Source organism: Methanomassiliicoccus sp. (assembly GCA_033485155.1).
Taxonomy (GTDB): domain Archaea; phylum Thermoplasmatota; class Thermoplasmata; order Methanomassiliicoccales; family Methanomassiliicoccaceae; genus UBA6.
Genome location: JAWQJJ010000010.1, coordinates 1 through 17,214 on the forward strand (window position 1 = coordinate 1; position 17,214 = coordinate 17,214).

Below are 17,214 nucleotides of genomic sequence, written 5' to 3' on the forward strand. Positions count from 1 at the left end.
CGCCCGCCTTGTTCAGCGGCCCGAAGTTCTGATACATCTTTCCCTGAGCATCCTTTCCGTAGCCGACGGAAAAGATCATGACGTCCCTCTCGTCACCCTGGACGTTCTCGAGGTTCTTGACGAAGAAACCCTCCTCGCCCTCCTCGCTGAGCAGCGGTATGAGGCCCGGCCTTATTGCTGTTAGCTTCTCCAGCTCCTCTATGATAGCAAGCTGCTGGGCCTCGCTGAACGCCACCACGCCCAGGGACTCGCCTGACCGCCGGGTCACATGCTCTGCGATCAGCTCGGCAACCCGCTCAGCCTCGACGGCGTTCTTCCTGCTGCGCGCCCTATCGTAAACGCCGTCGGGTACGTGAATGAAGGACACTCCGAGCCCTTCGTGATCGACCGTGGCCGATGGGAAGGTCATGAGGCGGCCGCCGTAGAACCTGCAGTTAGAGAACGCGATCAGGCTTTCCTGTCTCGACCGGTAATGCCATATCAACATGCGCTGGGGCATGGCCGAAGAACACTCGTCCAGGATGCTCTCCAGGTCGGGGACGTCCTCTTCCTCCTCGGTGGCCTCCCGGAAGAAGTCAGTGGGAGGCAGCTGCATCCCGTCACCGACCACGATGACCTGCTTGGCTCTCATGATCGACCCGATAGCATCCTCCGGTCGGACCTGGGAGGCCTCGTCGAAGATGACCAGGTCGAACCTGATCCTCGTTGGATCCAGGAAAGTGGAGACTGACAGGGGGCTCATCAGGAGGCAAGGCTTAATCGCTTGTATGGGCTCGCTGGCCTGGGAGAATAGCTCCCTCACCGGCCGGAGGTTCTTCTTCCGGCTCACCTCGTGCTTCAGCACCCATAACGCACTGCCCATCTCCGGCGAGGAGAGGTCGCACGCCCTGGCCTTGCGAGCATCGAGGACGATCCGGGCCCGGGCGGAAGCCTGGTCGATGTTGCGGTGGTCCAGTTCGGCGAAGCGGACCACGGTGCGATCATGAGCCTCGCGATCGAAGTCCCTGAGCCGGCGGTCACGGGAGAGCAGGAGGTCGTGCCACAGGGTGAGGAACCTCTTCCTTACTCCGTCCCACAGCCCGGAGCTGGGGAGGGTACTCTGAGTGGCCATGGCCAACAGATCTCCCAGCCCCCTCTCGGCAGCTTCCTTCCTCACCCGACTGGCCTCGGTCCACTCCTGGAATCGGGACATCGTTTCCATGTGTCCCTGGGCCCATGCAGTGAGCTCATCGAAGGGCACCTCATGGGTCGTGCGTCCGGCAGCCAGTCGGCTAAGAATAAAGCGCTCGGTGACCGCTGTGACCGCTTCCTCCATGCGCATGGCCACTTCTTCCAGGTCATCGACCTTGGTCTTCAGGCCGACAAGGGCCTCCGGTCCGGAACACAGCAGGCGGACGATCCCCGGAGAACGTGGAGTGCCGTAGCGATCGAAGTACTCCTTGGACCAGGCGATGGCTCCGCGGACCTTCTCCCATTCGGTATTCTCTCCCTGGAAGTGCTTGCCCAGGCGCTCTCCGCATTCCGTCTCTAGCGCATGTAGGCCGGTGACTAAATCCGAGATTTGGATGATCTCATCCAGCTCCTCCCTGGCGGTTTCGAAGTTGAGCTTTCGGTCACCCCGGTTCAGACTGCGCAATGTGCCCATATCCCGCCGATAGCTGAAGCTGAACGCCCGCTTGACTGCGTTGTGGTGCTCGTTCTCGAACCGGTTGTGCATCGAGTGGAGGTCCAGGGCGAGCACGTCCTCGCGGTATTTCTGCCTGAGCCAAGCCATCCGATCGCCCAGGTCCTGGTAGGCGGCCCGGGTGTCATCGAGGAGCTTGAACAAGGGGGTCGGGTCGGAGGCCAGCCACTTCTCGTCTGGATAGGCGGTCAGGTTAACCGTGCGCAGATGCTCGATGAGATCGCTGACCCCCTTCAGGCTGTTGGGGGCCTCCAGCTCGAGGGACCTGCAGAACTGCTCCGTAGCCTCCCTCAGTCTGGAAATGGCCAGTTTCAGGGCTGACAATCGGTGGACGATCTCGGTCTGGGAACTCAACTTCCAGGAGTCCACCAGGCAGTCGGACCATGGGTGAGCGGTCCCGGTGGCCAGCACTGGTGCGTACCTCTCCAGGTCCCGGACTAGGGGCTGAAGGGGCATCAGTTCCTTCCATCCCATATGCTCCAGGTTGGGGAATCCGATGGGCAGGTCGGGGGCCGAGCGAAGGACGGTCAGCTCCGACAGCAGAGTATGGAACGGGATGCCCAACCCTTCCCTCCTCTGGTGGAGGGCGTCCACATAGTCGTCGAGGTCGGCCCGGGCGCGTTCCAGTTCCTCCCGCTCCGAGGGCGGCAGTTCCGTCCTGAGGGGGGCGGAAAGACAGCGAGAGAGCTCGTCCACCACCGTCTGGCGGCTGGCGTTCTGGTCGTGAAGCTCCAGGCAATAATCGCCCAACCCTCGGGCGTCCAGCCGCTTCTTCACCACTTCCAGGGCGGCCAGCTTCTCGGACACGAACAGCACGGTTCGCCCTCGGGAGATCGTCTCGGAGATGATGTTGGTAATAGTCTGGCTCTTCCCGGTGCCGGGGGGGCCCTGCAGCACGAAGCTCGAACCGCTCAGGGCCAGGGACACGGCCTCCTGCTGGCTGGAATCGGCGTCGAGCACCTGGAAGTCCTCCTGAACGTTCGAGGCCAGTACTCCGGTCGCCTCCACCGTCGGCCCGGCCACCTCTCCCGCCAACGCCCTGATGACGGGGTGGACAGCCACCGCCGCCCGATGTTGCCCCAGCTCGTCAAACATCGACATCTTGGGGAACTTGAACAACCCTAGGAAGGAGGTATCGCTCACCTCCCATCCCAGCCGCTGGAAGGCCTTGGCTACCGAGTCCAGGTAGGCGGTGAGATCCAGGTCGCCCTCTGGCAGGGGCGGAAGAGTCAGCGAGAGCTCCGATCTGAGCTTGTGGGCGAGAGTGGGATTGCCGGTCACCAGCCCGGCGGCCCTGAGCACATAGGGGTCGAGGGGGCCCGCCCGAGTCAGCTCGACAGGGATGAGAACGAGGGGAGATCGGATCTTCTGCCCCGAAGCGTCCTCGCTGGACCATTCAAGTACGCCGAGGGTGAGGAAGAGGATGCTGACACCCTGCTCGCGCTGGGCCTCCCTGGCCTTGGTCCGCAGGAGCATGAGGGAACGGTCTCCTCTGATCCCTTCGAACGGCCGGGGGGGCTTCGAGGCGTCTCGGTAAGAACAAGCGGCCGAGCCATTGGGACCGACGTCGATCTCGAAGGCGTCCTTGGCCACGACCAGGGTGTGGTATATCTCCAAAGGGAGAGGGCTGGTCAGCCGGAGGCAGCCTAGGCGGCTCTCCTTGACATCCAGCAGGCGGTTGCGGAGGCTGGTGTCAACGAGGCTCTTCCTCCATCTCTCGATACGTATGTCTACAGGGTCCTCTGTCAGAGTGCTCATCCCAACCGAGTGAGGTGAAGGCTTGCAAAGTCAAAAGGATTTTGTACCGTTTCCTCTCACTTGGAATGGCAAGTTTATTATATCCAGACCATCTCCAGGAGATAAAAGCTGCTAAGAGCAATTATATATACCAACCTACATAATCAGTAAAGCTTTAGGGGAAACTTCGGCGTATTGGTGTCATTATGATTCGATTTGGTCCAGCAGGTATTCCACTTTCCTGTAAGGGTAGGACCCTCCGCGACGGCATCGAGGACGTACATGGGCTCGGCCTCAATGCCATGGAGGTCCAGATGGTGAGGGTAAACGTTTTCGATCGGTTCCCCGACGAAGAGGAGGTCGGGCTTTCCCCGTTGGAGGTGGAGAGCGACCTGATCATGGAGATCGTACGGGTAAAGAACAAGAAAGAGGTCCGTATCACCAAGCCGACGGAGAAGATCAGGGAGGACGATGCCCTCATAACCCTAGCCTCGGGATTGGCCCAGAACTTCATCGAGTTGCGGGAGCTCGGTCAGATGGGGAAGGAGATGGACGTTCAGCTCTCCATGCACACTCCATATTACATGGACCTGGCCAGCAACTCCGAGCTGACCGCCAGGTGCATTGACAACATCCGATGGGCGGGGGTCATGACCGACCAGATGGAGGGCAATCTGGTGATAACCCATCTCGGTCTGGCGCCGGAGAAGACCAAGAAGCAGGCCAAGAAGAACATCGTCGAGAACATCACCTCCATTATGGAGTGGTGGGAGGAGAACAAGCTCAAACCCCTGCTGGGATTCGAGACCAGCGGGCGGCAGGAGGTGTTCGGTTCCTTGGACGAGGTCCTGGAGATGTGCGACCACATCAAGGGGACCGTGCCAGTCATCAACTTCGCTCACGCTCACGCCAGGGAGAACGGCTCGCTGCGTGAACCCTCCGACTTCGGAGCCCTCCTCGACAAGGTCCGCGACTACGTCGGCGGTGACTTCTACACTCATTTCTCGGGCGTGGAGCACGAGGGCGGGAACGAGCGGAGGATAACTCCCATCAAGAAAGGGGACCTGAAGTTCGAGCCCCTCGCCGACTATCTGGCCGATGAAAACCCTAACATCACGATCATATCTTCGTCCCCGCTGCTCGAACATGATGCCATGTACATGAAGGTCATCTACGAACGTGTTCTGACCAAGCGGGTGGCCAAGGAGAGCAAGGTCAAGAGGAATGAGAAGGACCGGGACGGAGAAGAGGAGGACGAGGTCGAATATGAGGGACTCGGGGAGGAGGCTGAGTCCGAAGAGGCCGAGCTTCCGCGTCTCAAGCCGAAAGTCGATAAGGCCTCTCCCCGGCCCGAGAAGAAGGCCACCCCTAAGCCTGCCGATAAGGTAAAGCCCCCGGTGGCCAAGCCCAACGGCCAGAGCAAGGTCGCTCCCAAGGAAGCACCCGCGGTCAAGAAGAAGCGGTGACCATGAAGGATTCCCTGGACTACATCCTGAGGAATGTAAAGGAGGCGCTGGTCAACGTCGACCCGGCGGCAGTGGAGCAGACCATCCAGGCGTTCATAGGCGCCAAGAAGATCTTCATCTACGGCGTAGGTCGCTCTGGGCTCATCGGCCAGGCTTTCGCTGTCAGGTTGGTCCAGATGGGATTCGACGTGCATTTCGTCGGCGATATGACCACTCCCTTTGTCGATGAGGGGGATCTCGTCATCATCGTCTCCAACACCGGGGAGACGATGTCCGCGGTGCAGACCGCGAACATCGTCCGGAGGGTTGGGGCTCGGGTGATCTCGGTGACCTCCAACCCCAACTCCAAGCTGGGGCACGCATCCAACATCATTTTGGAAGTGGGACAGATCAAAGACGACCAGAAGAAGAAGTGGGCCCCTCTCGGTACGATCTTCGAGGACGCCGCCCTGGTCATGTTCGATTCGATTGTCCCCCTCATAATGGAGAGGACGGACCAGAACGAAGCCTCGCTGAGGCGCAGGCACGCCATCTGGGTGTGAAGAACCCACTCCACGCGGCCCGCTCCGTAAGGCGGTTGAGGCCCCTTCGACCGCCTTGCCGTTCGTCCCCGGCTCCCCGACCTTAGGTCAGGGGTCGCTCCCCCGATGTTCGGGTGCCGCGGTCTGCCTCATGCGCACCGAGGTCCCGTAGTACGGGCTCTGGTACTCATCCCAGTACACCGCGAACGGCCGGGAATGGACCCTGCCCTCGTCGAGGTAGAACGCCTCGATTTCCTTGCTCACCGGGTCGATAACGATGGCTGAGTGCCCGCGGAGGTTGAACATCGCTTGCTGGGTCTGCACGTCGGTGGAGGACATGAAACAATGATAGGAAGGGTGGGAATGGTACCATCCGATGATCACGTACCGGAATCCAATATCCTCGAGGGAGGCGAACAGCTTCTCGAAGGCCCGAGGATCGAACCTGACGCTGACCTCGGTGGCGTCGAGATCGGTGGTGACCACGTCACGGACCACGGAGTACTCCCTTCCCTCGTGCTGGTATAATCCCCCGAGCAGCAGGCCCATTACCTCCCTGCGCTCACTGACGTGCATCAGGGCGTGGTTGCGGATCTTCTCCTCGGCCAGCTTGGAGACGTACAGCTCGAGGCTGCCCCATTCGTTCGCCCGATACTCCTCCAGGCGCTTCTCCGTCAGCCACTTGTGGGCCCCGTATCTCTCCCTCGGCGGAGGGGGCTGTTCCTTCCGCTGAGCCTGGTGGTCGGCGACGATCGTCGGTTTGCTCATCTGGACCTCACCACCCGGGGCGGAGGGACGTTGACCATCGGTGGCAGGCACCTCGCTCCCTTGTTATAGTACTCCGCCGCCGCGGTGCAGCTGTCGGTCCCGAACGGGTTGGAGGGATTGGGAGTGGTGACCAGCGTCTCCACTCCCTTAATGAACGAGATAATCGTGGAGTTGAAGCTCCAGTCCTCCAGCAGCCTGGTGCACATATGCCCTCCATCCTCCGGCATCATGATGTTGGGGTGGAAGATCGGGGTGAGCCAGGTTACCATCGGCTTTTTGAACGGATATTCCTCGTCGATGACCAGGCGGAATCGGTGAGTATATCGTACCCCGCATCGTCGACCATCTAGATAGTGGGCGGGAACCTGGTTCAACTCGATATCAATGCTCAATGGGAACTCGAGGCCGTCCGGTCCGCTGAGGTCCGGGGCGCTCCGAATGTACCCCGAGCAGGCCTTAAGCTCGTTCCTGAGCCTGGCGATGAGTATCTCACTCGGAAGGGTCACGATACCCGCCCTCGGGGTCGGGGATCAGCTCCAGTTCATCATCATCCTTGAGTCCGACCTCGAGCACCGTCTGCGAACCGCGCAACAATTTCTTCCCCCGCCGGAGAACATAGGCTCCGGGGTCCTTGTGCCAAAACCCGGCGGCGCCCCGGACGATCTCTTCCATCGTGTTCTCGTTCTCCATCTCCATATCGACGGTCGATCCAGTCTCCGCGTTCCGTACCTTCACCCTGATGGGCATATTATCTAGTGTTAATAATTAATGTACTAAGATAAAGTTGACGATTTCATGTAACAATTCTGATACTGTGTTATGTTCGGTCCTGGTGCAGAGGACAGGCAGGCTCGAAGGACATCTCCAGCTCGTCCCAGGTGTTCCTCAGGCCATTATAGTGGATGACGTTCCTGACGGCCGCGTCGCTCCTCCCGGACACGATCTTCAGGGCTTCCCTCACCTGTACCGCGGCGACGATCGAGGTGGTGGTGATCTCCGCGGCCATGCTTGGCTCGTAGTAGGTGACGTCCGCACCGGTGCAGGAGTAACGCTTCTCGAGGATCCGGTAGTGGCTCTGGTTGAGGCCGCACTGCAGGCAAGGAGTGGAGGGCGGAACGATTACCTGGACTCGGCCGGAGAAGCCGTCGGTGCCGCCGTCGATGTACGGGGTTCCATGATGGTAGGAGTGGGCGTTGGCGTGCAGCCGCGCAGCGATATTGTCCAGGCAACCCAGGACGATATCGCTATCCTTCCACTCCCTCTCCTCTAGCTGTTCGATCCTTCCTGCCACCGCGCGCACCCGGACCTCGGGGTCAAGGTCCCTGGCCCGCTCGGCCACCGCCTCTACCTTCCACCGGTGCTCGGCGCTGTCGCGCTCGCGGAACAGGACGCAGCGGCTGAGATTGGAGCGGACCACTCGGTCCATATCTACCACAGTAATCTCCCTGGCCCCTGCCAGCACGAGATCCTTGACCACCTCGTTGCCCAGGGCTCCGGCCCCCAGAACCAGGAACCGTGCCGCCTGCACCCGCCCCATGTCCAGCCAATCGATGCGGCGGGAGCGGTCCCATCGGTCCGCGTCCTCCTCCCCTGTCCGGATGATCGTCATGTTCAGTGAGCCTACGGGCCGGGAGAATAATTATCTATTGTACAAAATATTTTAATATGATATCATGATTGATTGCCGACCAGTTGGTTTTATAGGCTCATAGAATTTTTCCTGATGTACGTTGCGTATATCCCGATCATTTGTCCCCTCCCCCAACGTTAAGCCGGCAGGACGAGGATTTCATGATAATGGATGGTTCTGAGATCAGGCACCCCAGGATACTCGTGGCCGATGAGGATGATACAGTCCGGGAGGTCACCCGGGAGATGCTCCGAGGGTTCGGTATGGAGGCGGATTCCGTCCGGACCAGCGGGGAGTTGATGGACAGGTACCGGAGATCCCTGATCCGCAGTCGTCGATATGATCTGGTAATCCTCGGAGTGTACCGGCCTTTCGAGCTGGGGGGTGAAGCGGAGGCGACGAGGTTGCTCGAGCTGGACCCCGATGCCAGAGTCATTATCTCCACCGCCCTGGTGGGCGGGGCGTCCTTTCCCGTGCGTGGCCCGCTGGAATCCGTCCATTTTCTTGCCAGACCATACCGCATGCAGGATCTGTTGAGAGCGGTGCAGGATGCGCTTAGCCACCCCAAAGGGTAAGGTGGCCCCCGCGGAATAGTTGATATATCCCCTGACCGCTTGCCACACGAGCTAGGCATGAACGGCGAGTTCAAGGTAACGCCATGGGAGGTCAGCGGAGATATCGACTATGACCTCCTCATAGAGAAGTTCGGCACCAAGCGCATCGACCAGGCCCTCCTGGATCGGATGGCTGGATACGGGGAGCTCCACCCATTATTGAAGCGCGGGGTGGTCTATTCTCACCGGGACATGGAGTGGGTGCTCGATCGCTACGAGGCTGGGGAGAAGTTCTTCCTGTACACCGGCCGAGGACCGTCGGGGCATACCCATCTCGGTCACCTCATGCCATGGATGTTCACCAAGTATCTGCAGGATACCTTCAAGGCTCCACTCTACTTCCAGCTCACCGATGATGAGAAGTACTTATTCAATGACAACCTCGAGCTGAAGGACACCCGCGATATGGCCTATCAGAACCTCCTGGATGTCATCGCCCTGGGCTTCGATCCCAAGCTGACCAAGATCATGGTGGACACCGAGTACATACACTCCCTCTACCCTCTGGCACTGAAGGTCGCCAAGCGCATCACCTTCTCCACCGCTCGGGCCGTGTTCGGGTTCGATAACTCTACCAACATAGGCAGCATCTTCTATACCAGCATACAGGCGGCCCCCGCTTTTCTCGGCTCGGAGCTGGCCGGAAGGAACATCCCCTGCCTAATTCCCTGCGGTATCGACCAGGATCCCCACTTCCGTGTGGCCCGGGACATCGCGCCTACCTTAGGCTACTACAAGCCGGCACTCCTGCACAACAAGATGTTCCCAGGCCTGCAGGGGACCGACAAGATGTCGTCCTCCCAGCCCAACAGCACCATCTACACCACCGACCCGCCCAAGCTGGTCCGCAAGAAGATAATGTCGGCGTTCACCGGTGGGGCCGTTTCGGTCGAGGAGCAAAGGAAGTGCGGCGGCAAGCCGGAGATCTGTTCCGTCTTCAAGTACAAATTTTACCTCTTCGAGAAGGACGATCGCAAGCTGGAGGAGCTGGCCGAAAAGTGCCGCCAGGGGGAGATCCTGTGCGGGGAGTGCAAGAAGTCGCTGGCCGACGTCATCGTCCCATTTATCGAAGAACACCAGGCCAAGAGGGAGGCGGCCAAGGAGCGGGTGGAGGAGTTCATGCTCCGGGATTGCTCTGTTCCATGATCCCCAGCGCCCGACCCAGTTCTCCCATTATGGGCATGTCGTAGCCGAGCTCCCGAGCCGTACTCATGATCTGCCGATAGTTGGCGATCGCTTCCTCCCGCCCACCGAGGGCATGGGCGGTGTACCGCTGCATGCTCTTGTTGAACCGATATAGAATTTTCATCATCAGGCGGATGAAGGCAGTGTTCCTCTCCAGCATGGCCACGTCAGGATAGTCGTCCAGACGCACCCCGCGTTTACGGAGGAGGGCCAAGACCTCCCCGGTCGCATCGAGGCTCTGATTCAGCAGCCTCTTGTCCCTTAGGAAAGTAGCCATATTTCCGGCTTGCAGGAAGGCCATCCATATGGGCGTGCTGCCGGCGTTGTGGACCCAAATCCAATGCTTCATGTTCTCTTGGTAGTCGCCGGAGAGGTCCGCCGAACGGAGAAGCTCGGTCACTGCCGGGGACCCTGCAGCCTCCTTTTGGAGGTGCAGCTCAGGCCCAAGGTTCGTCCAGTACGCGCCGTTCCTGACGGTCCCCCCACCGTCTGGATACCCCCAGAAGTATCGTCCGATGGGAAGTTCCGGACGCTCATACTCCCCGTCCACCCAGTTGAGCGACATAAGAATGAAGGTGGCGTTCGGTAGCTTTGGCGCTAGCTCGGCCAGGGCAGGGGCTAGCTGATAGCTGTTGGTCGGAACGATGACCACGTCGTACCTGTCTCCGGGACCGACCTCGGTCACGGTACGCATGGCGTAGCTTGTTCGGTTGTGTTTCAGGTGCCCTTTCCTTTCGTCGAGGACGTCCATCATCACGCCGCCCTTCAGTCCTTCCATCCGGTCCAGCCTGACCAGATGGGTGACATTTACCCCGCCCTCCGCGAAGGCCCAGCCATATACCGTTCCGATGATGCCCGCTCCGACGATCAACACTTCCATGGCGGTAGCCGCGTCCCACAGCCGGGTGCAGGCTTATATGCTTTCAGTGCTCGTCCCGGCAATGAGCCCCGCCAAGGGCATGTGGCGCCCCGGCGGGAAAAAGCATATCCGGCATCGGCTGTTAATGGCGGATATGGTCGTCGGGACATTCCCGGTCAATCCCATCGGATGGGTAAGAAAATCTGCATTGTCTGGGTGCATGGACATCGAGATCCTCCCGGAACACCAAGAAGGGCTCTACCGGATCGATCTAAACGAAACGTTGCTCGTTCTGTTCATCTTCGACCGATCGACGACGGTCGATCTCCTCGTTCATCCTCGGGGCGATCCTCGGAACCCGCTGGTCGGGGTGTTCGCTTCGAGGAGCCCCAACCGCCCCAATCACATCGGGGCGACCGCCGTGCGTCTGGTCAAGCGCGAGGGCAACGTGCTCACGGTGGAGGGCTTGGACGCCTGGGAAGGTACGCCGGTCGTCGATATCAAGCCCGATCGGCGGTCCAAGGCACTGGAACCGGATCCCTCGATGGTAAAGACTAATTAGGTCGGGGGGATTTCACCGTCCCAATGAATACCTCGGAGATCCTCGAGGGCCTATCCGCCAACGAAGCCCGCCTGATGCTGGCACTGAACCGCCTGAACGGCCGCGCCACGCCGGAGGAGGTTTTCGAGGCCGGGGACTTCGGCCAGCTGGTCGAGGTCATGAACGCCGCATCCTGGCTACAGTCCAAGGGTGCGTTGCAGATCTCCGAGGTCGCCCGAAAGGTGTACTCCCTCCGGTCCACCGATGCGGTGGAGAAGGGCCTGCCGGAACGTCGGGCCCTAAAACTCCTGGACGAGAAGGGTGGGGAGATGGACATGAAGGATCTGTCCTCTGCCGTGGGCAAGGACGAGGTGTCTATCGCCCTTGGATGGCTGAGGAAGAAGAACCTTGCTTCCATCCGCAAAGAGGGCGGGAGCACCGTCATCACCCTTTCCGACCATGGCCGGGAGATACTGGGCAGGAAGATGGAGGATGAGGCGACCCTCGAGGCATTGGCTAGGGAAGACATGTCCGAGGATAAGCTGGACAAGGCCACTATCGCCGCCCTCAAGTCCCGTCAGGACCTGGTGGTGGAGAAGCTTGTGGTCAGCCGCACGCTGGAACTTACCGACCTGGGCCGGGAGATGCTGGAGCTGGGAATTGAGGTTAAGGAAGAGGTCGCCCAGCTCACTCCCGAGCTCATCCAGACCGGCCGATGGAAAGAGGTCACCATCCGCAAGTACGACGTCCGCAGCTTCGCCCCGGCCATCTATCCGGGAAAGAAGCACCCCCTGACCAGGATCGCCGACGAGGTCCGCAAGATCTTCGTGGACATGGGGTTCCAGGAGATCGACGAGGAGTATGTGCAGCCGGCGTTCTGGAACATGGACGCGCTGTTCACCCCTCAGGACCATCCGGCCCGAGAGCTCCAAGACACCTTCTACCTCAAGCGGCCAGCCCGTCTGGACCTGGAAGACGAGGACATCGTGGGCAAGGTGTGTTCCATGCACGAGTGCGGCGGGGACACCGGCTCCCTTGGCTGGAGGTATGACTGGTGCCGCGAGGAGTCGGAGCGCGCGCTGCTGCGAACGCACACCACCGTGAACTCGATCCGTCACCTGTGGAAGAACCCCGAACCGCCGGTGAAGGTGTTCTCTCTGAGCAAGGTGTTCCGCAAGGAAGCGATCGATGCCACCCATCTCCCGGAGTTCACCCAGATCGAAGGGATAATTATGGAGGAGGACGCCTCCTTCGACATGCTGTGCGGCATCATCAGGGAGTTCTACGCCCGCATGGGGTTCAAGGACATCCGGTTCCGTCCCGGCTACTTCCCGTACACCGAGCCGTCGATGGAGATCGAGGTCCGGTTCAAGAACACCTGGATGGAGCTTGGGGGATCGGGCATCTTCCGGCCCGAGGTCACCGCACCCTTCGGCATCAAGTGCCCAGTGCTCGCTTTCGGCCTCGGCTTCGAGCGCCTGGCCATGCTGCGGTTCAACCTAAAGGATCTCAGGGACCTCTATATCAGCGACGTCGATATGCTCAGAACATCTCCGTTAATCTGAGCTCGTTGGCCTTGAGGGCGAACTCCAGGGACTTCTCGCGGTTCCCGATGCTGTAGTACATCTCCGAGATCTTGTTGTAGAGCTCGGTCCGCTTGTTGTTCATGGCCCTTCGGCTCAGGGCGAACATGCGCAGCGCCTCGTCGTCCTCGCCGGTCTTCAGTGCTATCTGGCCCATTAGATAGTAGGTGTTGGATTCCTCCTCGGGATTATCGAATCCTCGGCGGAGGAGTCTCTCCAGTATCTCCCTCGGCTCATGGTAGTCGCCGTTGCGGATCAGCGACTCGGCGATGTAGCACTCCAACTGGGTGTCGATGTGGTCATCGTACACACCGCGGGCCCGGATGAAAGCCCGGTAGGCGAGGTTGTAGTCCTTACGGTCCAGGTGCAGAAGCCCTTCGATCATGTACCCGTCGAACCTCTCCGACGGGATGCTGGACGCTTCCATGAACTTGGTTACGATGAGGCAATATTCATGCATCCCCACCCGGCGAGCGGTCTCCGCCTGCACGTAATGCACCAAGCCGCTGTAGCCCCTCGTGACGTCCCGGATGTTGGACACCGCTTCCAGGAGATCCTCGTCCGGATGGAGCAGAAGCTCCTTGGCATTGTGGTACACCAGGATCTCGGCGTCGGCGTAGCGCTTGGCGCACACCAGGTGGTAAAGCACCTCCTTGAGATCGTCCCAGTGGAGCCAGTAGTCGACCGCGAAGCTGTGGTAGTCCTTCAGCTTCTCCGGGTCGGTAACGCTCACCACGTACTCCTTCAGCTCCTTGGGGAGATCGACCATCCCCCGCTCGTCGATCGGAAGCAAGGAGGTGGCGATGTCCGGGAGCACCTCCCGGCGGAAGGACTTGCGGAACACACAGGACATCGCTACCACTGGCTTGAACTTGTCATCCAGGGTGGCCCATAGCTCCGGGCCCTTGCACTTGCGGATGTCCTGCAGGGGGACGAGGTCAATGGCGTTCTCCGCGGCGAAGTCCTTGATGACCTGGGCCTTCTTCTCTCCCTGTGCGGTTAGGAAGTAAGCCTTCCGCTTGGTCCTCCCCTTCTTGATGTGGGAGAGCCGCTCGGCGACATCCCTGGAGTCTTTAAGTTTCTTGAGTTCCAGGGCAGCGTGGGCCCTCGATATCCGCAGCGCGGCAGCAATCCCGTCCTGAGTGATGTCGATAGGGACGTCAAAGGAATCCTGATACTTGGCGTACTGTGACAGGTGGAAGATTATTCGCTCTCCGACCGTCAAAGAAGCTGCCATAGAATGTCCCTTGCTGGATAAAGCTGAACGCTTAAAGAATATTTGTAATTCACTCAATTTCTTACATGGTGACCCTCGGCACTTGCACTCTCTTAGCCCGCACGGCATACTCCTCGGCCTTCTCCTTCATGCCGATCATGCCATAGGCATCGGAAAGGCGAAGGTACAGCTCCCCGTTCTCCTTGTCTCGGGCCGCTCCCCGGCTCTTACTGTAGAAGCGCACCGCGCCGGCCCCGTCCCCGATGCGCAGGGAGATCGTCCCCAGCTGATAGAAGATGCGCTCCAGGTGGTCACCGTCCGCCGCACCCAGGGAGATCAGGCGGTCCAGGGTCAAGCGGGCCTCGCCATACCGGCCGGCCTGAATGAGGGTCTCGGCGCTCTCGCACCCGACCCTGACGTCCTCGCCCTGGACCTCCCTCCCAGCTTGCCGGAGAAGACCGAGCGAGCCCTCGTGGTCGCCCCTGGTCCTGAGGACCAGCGCTTCAGTCATCAGGCCGTTGAACCTGTCCTGGGGGGAGGGCGCGTCACGCAGCTCACCCGCCTTCCTGGACGCCAGGTCGAGGTCCCCGCTCCTCCGGGCCACCTCTGCTTGGGCATATAGCACCCGTCCGCGGTAACGATCGGTGGAGGGGACTATGGCCATGAGCATCTGGACAAGGTCACGGTCGGCCGGTCCCAGAGGGGCGATGCCTCTGGACGCCACCATGACCTCCGCTTCCCAGCTCCGGCCGGCTTTCAGCAGATGGTATAGGCGCTCTCGATAGTCGCCCACGGCCAACCAATAGTCCGCGGCCTGGGAGTGATACTGCCGAAGGAGATCAGGGTCTACCTGGGCGGGGACATAGGAGCGCAGCTCGGGAGGCATGTCGACCATTCCGTCGACGTCCACCGGTAAAAGGGAGATGGAGATGTCCGGGAGCACCTCCCGGCGGAAGGACTTGCGGAACACGCAGGCCTGCGCCAGCACGGTTCGCTGGAAGTCATCAAGCGCTGACCACAGCTCCGGCCCCTTGCACTTCTTGAGGTCCAGGAATGGCTGGATGTCGATGCCCTCATCCTCCGCGAACTGGCGGACGAGTCTCGCGCGTTCCTCCCCCGGGGCGGTGAGGAAGTATACTTTTCGTTTAGTCTTCCCGCGCTTGATGTGGACGAGCCTCTCCGTTACCTCGCCCCCGTCCTTAAGCTTCTTCAGCTCGATCGCCGCGTGGGCCCTCGAGATCCGCAGCGCGGCAGCAATCCCGTCCTGACTGACATCCAGGGGCGCGTCGTAACTGTCAATGTATTTGGAGTACTGGACCAGATGAAGGACAATCCTCTCTCCGACGGTAAGGGAGCCAGGCATGAGCCGTCCAATCGTCGTCGTCCGTATATATTTAATGCAATTAATTGTATATTTCATTACTGATAATCAATTTTGACGTTTCCTAACAGGGGCGATAGGGGTCACCTCATCCACGTCAATCACCATGACTGCAGAGGGGGGAGGTAAAGATATCTTCAGTGCGGGCGCCGCCTCACAAAGGTAGGTAAGGGCGGACCCGGTCTCATCCGGCGATCCCCGCCCCTTTATCTGATAGCCGTTCCCCTGAGGGTCCAGGACCACCACCGCCACGTTTGGTCGGGCCTGGAGATTCCTGGTCGTGCGCCCCTCGACCAGATCTGCGAAAACCAGACGCTCGTCGTCCAGTACCGTCAGGCTGCCCTTGGGGGCGACGTTGGGGACGCCCTCCGGGGAAACGGTAGCGAGCAGAGCGGGTCTGTACCGTCGGACGAAGTCCATAACCTCCACGCTCATCTTGACCAGAGGATCACCGCAGGGAGGATGGCAGAAGGGAGGATAAAAAATGGGCGGGAAGAGGTTTGTCTCGGTCCGAATGGTCACCGGTTCGGGGCCATTCCCAGGTTGAGAGTGGAACTCAACTGGCTGTGAATCTCGCTTAGCACCGAGCCGAACTCCTCGCTGGCCTTGGAGGTCTCGGAGATCTTGGAAGCAGCGATGGCCGAGGCACAGCGGTCTGCCGCCACCTCCAGCAACCTCATCTCCCGATCGTTCTGGGCGTGGGGTGACGACCATACTACTTGGAGCAACCCGATGACCGTTGAGCTGTGCCTGATAGGTACTCCCAGCAGGCTGCGGGCGCCGGTGGCTTTCAGCGGTTCGGAGACCTCTGGATCGCTCTGGGCATCCTCCACAAAGACGCCCTGGTTATCGCCGATCACCTTACCCGGGAAGCCGCTCCCGGCGTCCTCGGAGTATCCGCTCGGGTACTTGTCCGCACTGCCCTGGATGGAGCGGGCGACGAGTCGGTCCCCCTCCCGCACCAGGACGCTCCCGGAATCCGCCCGGACGATAGTGGTCAAGTTCCGCAGCAGTGAGTCCATCGCCTGCTCCGGCTGGACCACGTTGACCGGCATCGCTGCGACCTGCCGGAGGGCGGTAAGCTCCTCGCTGACTCCTGCCAGCTGCTTGAGGAGCTGCTCCCGGTCCTCCTGGAACTTGGCCCGGTCGGAGATATCCAATATGCGGACCATGCGGGCCGGGGCTCCCTTGTACTGTACATCTTGGGCCCTCATTTCGACGGCTACGGTGGAACCATCCTTGCGGTTGAGCACTCCCTCGTGAGTGGAGGAAGAGTCGGCGATCTTGGTCGGCACCAGTCCCCGTGACCCGGCCAGCATGAGCTGGCCCTCCTCTAGGCCCATTAGCTCGGAAGTCGAGTAGTCGGCGATCTCCGCGAAGCGGCTGTTGGCCACCACGAGCTTGCCGTTCTGGAATATGGCCGCTCCCTCGAATACCGATTCAAGACCGCTGCCACTCTCCTGAGCCTCCTGAAGCTCCTTCTCCAGGCGGTCGGCTCGTTGCTTCTCCGTGTGATCCTTGATGAGCGCGTAGTAGTACAGCACCTTGCCGTCCTTGTCCGTCGTCTGCCCGAGGACGACCTGCACCAGAATGCGGGAACCATCCTTGCCCATCTGCTCCTTCTCATAGGTCTGGGGGTGCCCGGTTTTCCTCAGCTCCTCCATGGCTTGGGCTTCGCGCTCGTGCCATTCCGGAGGGGTGAGGTACATCACCCACTGCATTCCCCGCAGTTCCTCCTCGGAATACCCAGTCAGCTTGGCGAAGGCTTCGTTGAAGGCCATCGTTCGCCCGTCCGGATATCCAGCCACAAAGGGCATCGGCGACTTGTCGATGGCATCGGCCAAAAGGTGAACATAATCGCGGAGGGTCCTGAGCTCTTTCTGTGCGCTGGTCTCTGACTTATCGTTCGAGCCTGGCATTGTTTACGCTCCTTGATATCATTCCGATGATTCGAACGCCACTCTCCATATCAAAGCATGGGGTCAGCGGCGGGGGGCCAATGGCGATTACAGATTAAGTATTATCCTTC

Annotated in this window: 16 protein-coding genes; 6 read left to right on the plus strand and 10 right to left on the minus strand. The window is 60.3% G+C overall.

Annotation, left to right across the window (positions count from 1 at the left end; translation table 11 throughout):
• The coding region (locus SA339_12650; protein MDW5564062.1) for a DUF4011 domain-containing protein at window positions 1–3,442 on the minus strand (3,442 nt) is incomplete at its 3' end.
• Window positions 3,443–3,735: 293 nt separating this feature from the next.
• Between SA339_12650 and SA339_12655 the strand changes: the two genes are divergently transcribed.
• On the plus strand, window positions 3,736–4,887 hold the full coding sequence (locus tag SA339_12655; GenBank protein MDW5564063.1) for a TIM barrel protein: 1,152 nt from the start codon (window positions 3,736–3,738) through the stop codon (window positions 4,885–4,887).
• Window positions 4,888–4,889: 2 nt separating this feature from the next.
• Window positions 4,890–5,429 carry an SIS domain-containing protein gene (locus SA339_12660; GenBank protein ID MDW5564064.1) on the plus strand — a complete coding sequence of 180 codons (540 nt, stop codon included), beginning with the start codon at window positions 4,890–4,892 and terminating at the stop codon, window positions 5,427–5,429.
• A gap of 87 nt (window positions 5,430–5,516) precedes the next feature.
• Here SA339_12660 and SA339_12665 read toward each other — a convergent pair whose 3' ends face one another.
• The 4 genes from SA339_12665 to SA339_12680 form a co-directional block, all read right to left on the minus strand.
• A complete protein-coding gene (locus SA339_12665) occupies window positions 5,517–6,176 on the minus strand; it encodes a hypothetical protein (protein ID MDW5564065.1) in 660 nt (219 codons plus the stop codon).
• Window positions 6,173–6,682, minus strand: a complete 510-nt coding sequence (locus SA339_12670) for a ubiquitin-conjugating enzyme E2 (GenBank protein ID MDW5564066.1) — start codon at window positions 6,680–6,682, stop codon at window positions 6,173–6,175. Before SA339_12670 ends, SA339_12665 begins: the two co-directional genes overlap by 4 nt.
• Complete coding sequence (locus SA339_12675) at window positions 6,666–6,923, minus strand: hypothetical protein (protein MDW5564067.1); 258 nt, start codon at window positions 6,921–6,923, stop codon at window positions 6,666–6,668. The genes SA339_12670 and SA339_12675 overlap by 17 nt, the downstream gene beginning before the upstream one ends.
• Before the next feature lie 70 nt (window positions 6,924–6,993).
• A complete protein-coding gene (locus SA339_12680) occupies window positions 6,994–7,785 on the minus strand; it encodes a ThiF family adenylyltransferase (GenBank protein MDW5564068.1) in 792 nt (263 codons plus the stop codon).
• 188 nt (window positions 7,786–7,973) lie between these two features.
• Between SA339_12680 and SA339_12685 the strand changes: the two genes are divergently transcribed.
• Both SA339_12685 and SA339_12690 read left to right on the plus strand, forming a co-directional pair.
• Window positions 7,974–8,381, plus strand: a complete 408-nt coding sequence (locus SA339_12685; protein MDW5564069.1) for a hypothetical protein — start codon at window positions 7,974–7,976, stop codon at window positions 8,379–8,381.
• A gap of 57 nt (window positions 8,382–8,438) precedes the next feature.
• Entirely contained in the window at window positions 8,439–9,566 is a 1,128-nt protein-coding gene (locus SA339_12690; protein MDW5564070.1) for a tryptophan--tRNA ligase, read from the plus strand.
• Here SA339_12690 and SA339_12695 read toward each other — a convergent pair.
• Window positions 9,538–10,485: a 2-dehydropantoate 2-reductase N-terminal domain-containing protein gene (locus SA339_12695; protein ID MDW5564071.1), complete on the minus strand. Its 948-nt coding sequence runs from the start codon at window positions 10,483–10,485 to the stop codon at window positions 9,538–9,540. The two genes, SA339_12690 and SA339_12695, sit on opposite strands and share 29 nt — an antisense overlap.
• A 133-nt stretch (window positions 10,486–10,618) precedes the next feature.
• On the opposite strand from SA339_12695, the gene tsaA reads away from it, so the two are divergent.
• Both tsaA and SA339_12705 read left to right on the plus strand, forming a co-directional pair.
• Window positions 10,619–11,026 carry a tRNA (N6-threonylcarbamoyladenosine(37)-N6)-methyltransferase TrmO gene (gene tsaA / locus SA339_12700; protein MDW5564072.1) on the plus strand — a complete coding sequence of 136 codons (408 nt, stop codon included), beginning with the start codon at window positions 10,619–10,621 and terminating at the stop codon, window positions 11,024–11,026.
• A gap of 23 nt (window positions 11,027–11,049) precedes the next feature.
• On the plus strand, window positions 11,050–12,570 hold the full coding sequence (locus SA339_12705) for a phenylalanine--tRNA ligase subunit alpha (protein ID MDW5564073.1): 1,521 nt from the start codon (window positions 11,050–11,052) through the stop codon (window positions 12,568–12,570).
• Here SA339_12705 and SA339_12710 read toward each other — a convergent pair.
• The 4 genes from SA339_12710 to SA339_12725 form a co-directional block, all read right to left on the minus strand.
• On the minus strand, window positions 12,548–13,825 hold the full coding sequence (locus SA339_12710; protein ID MDW5564074.1) for a hypothetical protein: 1,278 nt from the start codon (window positions 13,823–13,825) through the stop codon (window positions 12,548–12,550). The genes SA339_12705 and SA339_12710 overlap by 23 nt on opposite strands.
• Before the next feature lie 61 nt (window positions 13,826–13,886).
• Complete coding sequence (locus tag SA339_12715) at window positions 13,887–15,167, minus strand: hypothetical protein (GenBank protein ID MDW5564075.1); 1,281 nt, start codon at window positions 15,165–15,167, stop codon at window positions 13,887–13,889.
• A 66-nt stretch (window positions 15,168–15,233) separates the two neighbouring features.
• A complete protein-coding gene (locus tag SA339_12720) occupies window positions 15,234–15,620 on the minus strand; it encodes a pyridoxamine 5'-phosphate oxidase family protein (protein ID MDW5564076.1) in 387 nt (128 codons plus the stop codon).
• A gap of 83 nt (window positions 15,621–15,703) precedes the next feature.
• Window positions 15,704–17,104: a PAS domain S-box protein gene (locus tag SA339_12725; GenBank protein MDW5564077.1), complete on the minus strand. Its 1,401-nt coding sequence runs from the start codon at window positions 17,102–17,104 to the stop codon at window positions 15,704–15,706.
• Window positions 17,105–17,214 lie beyond the last annotated feature (110 nt).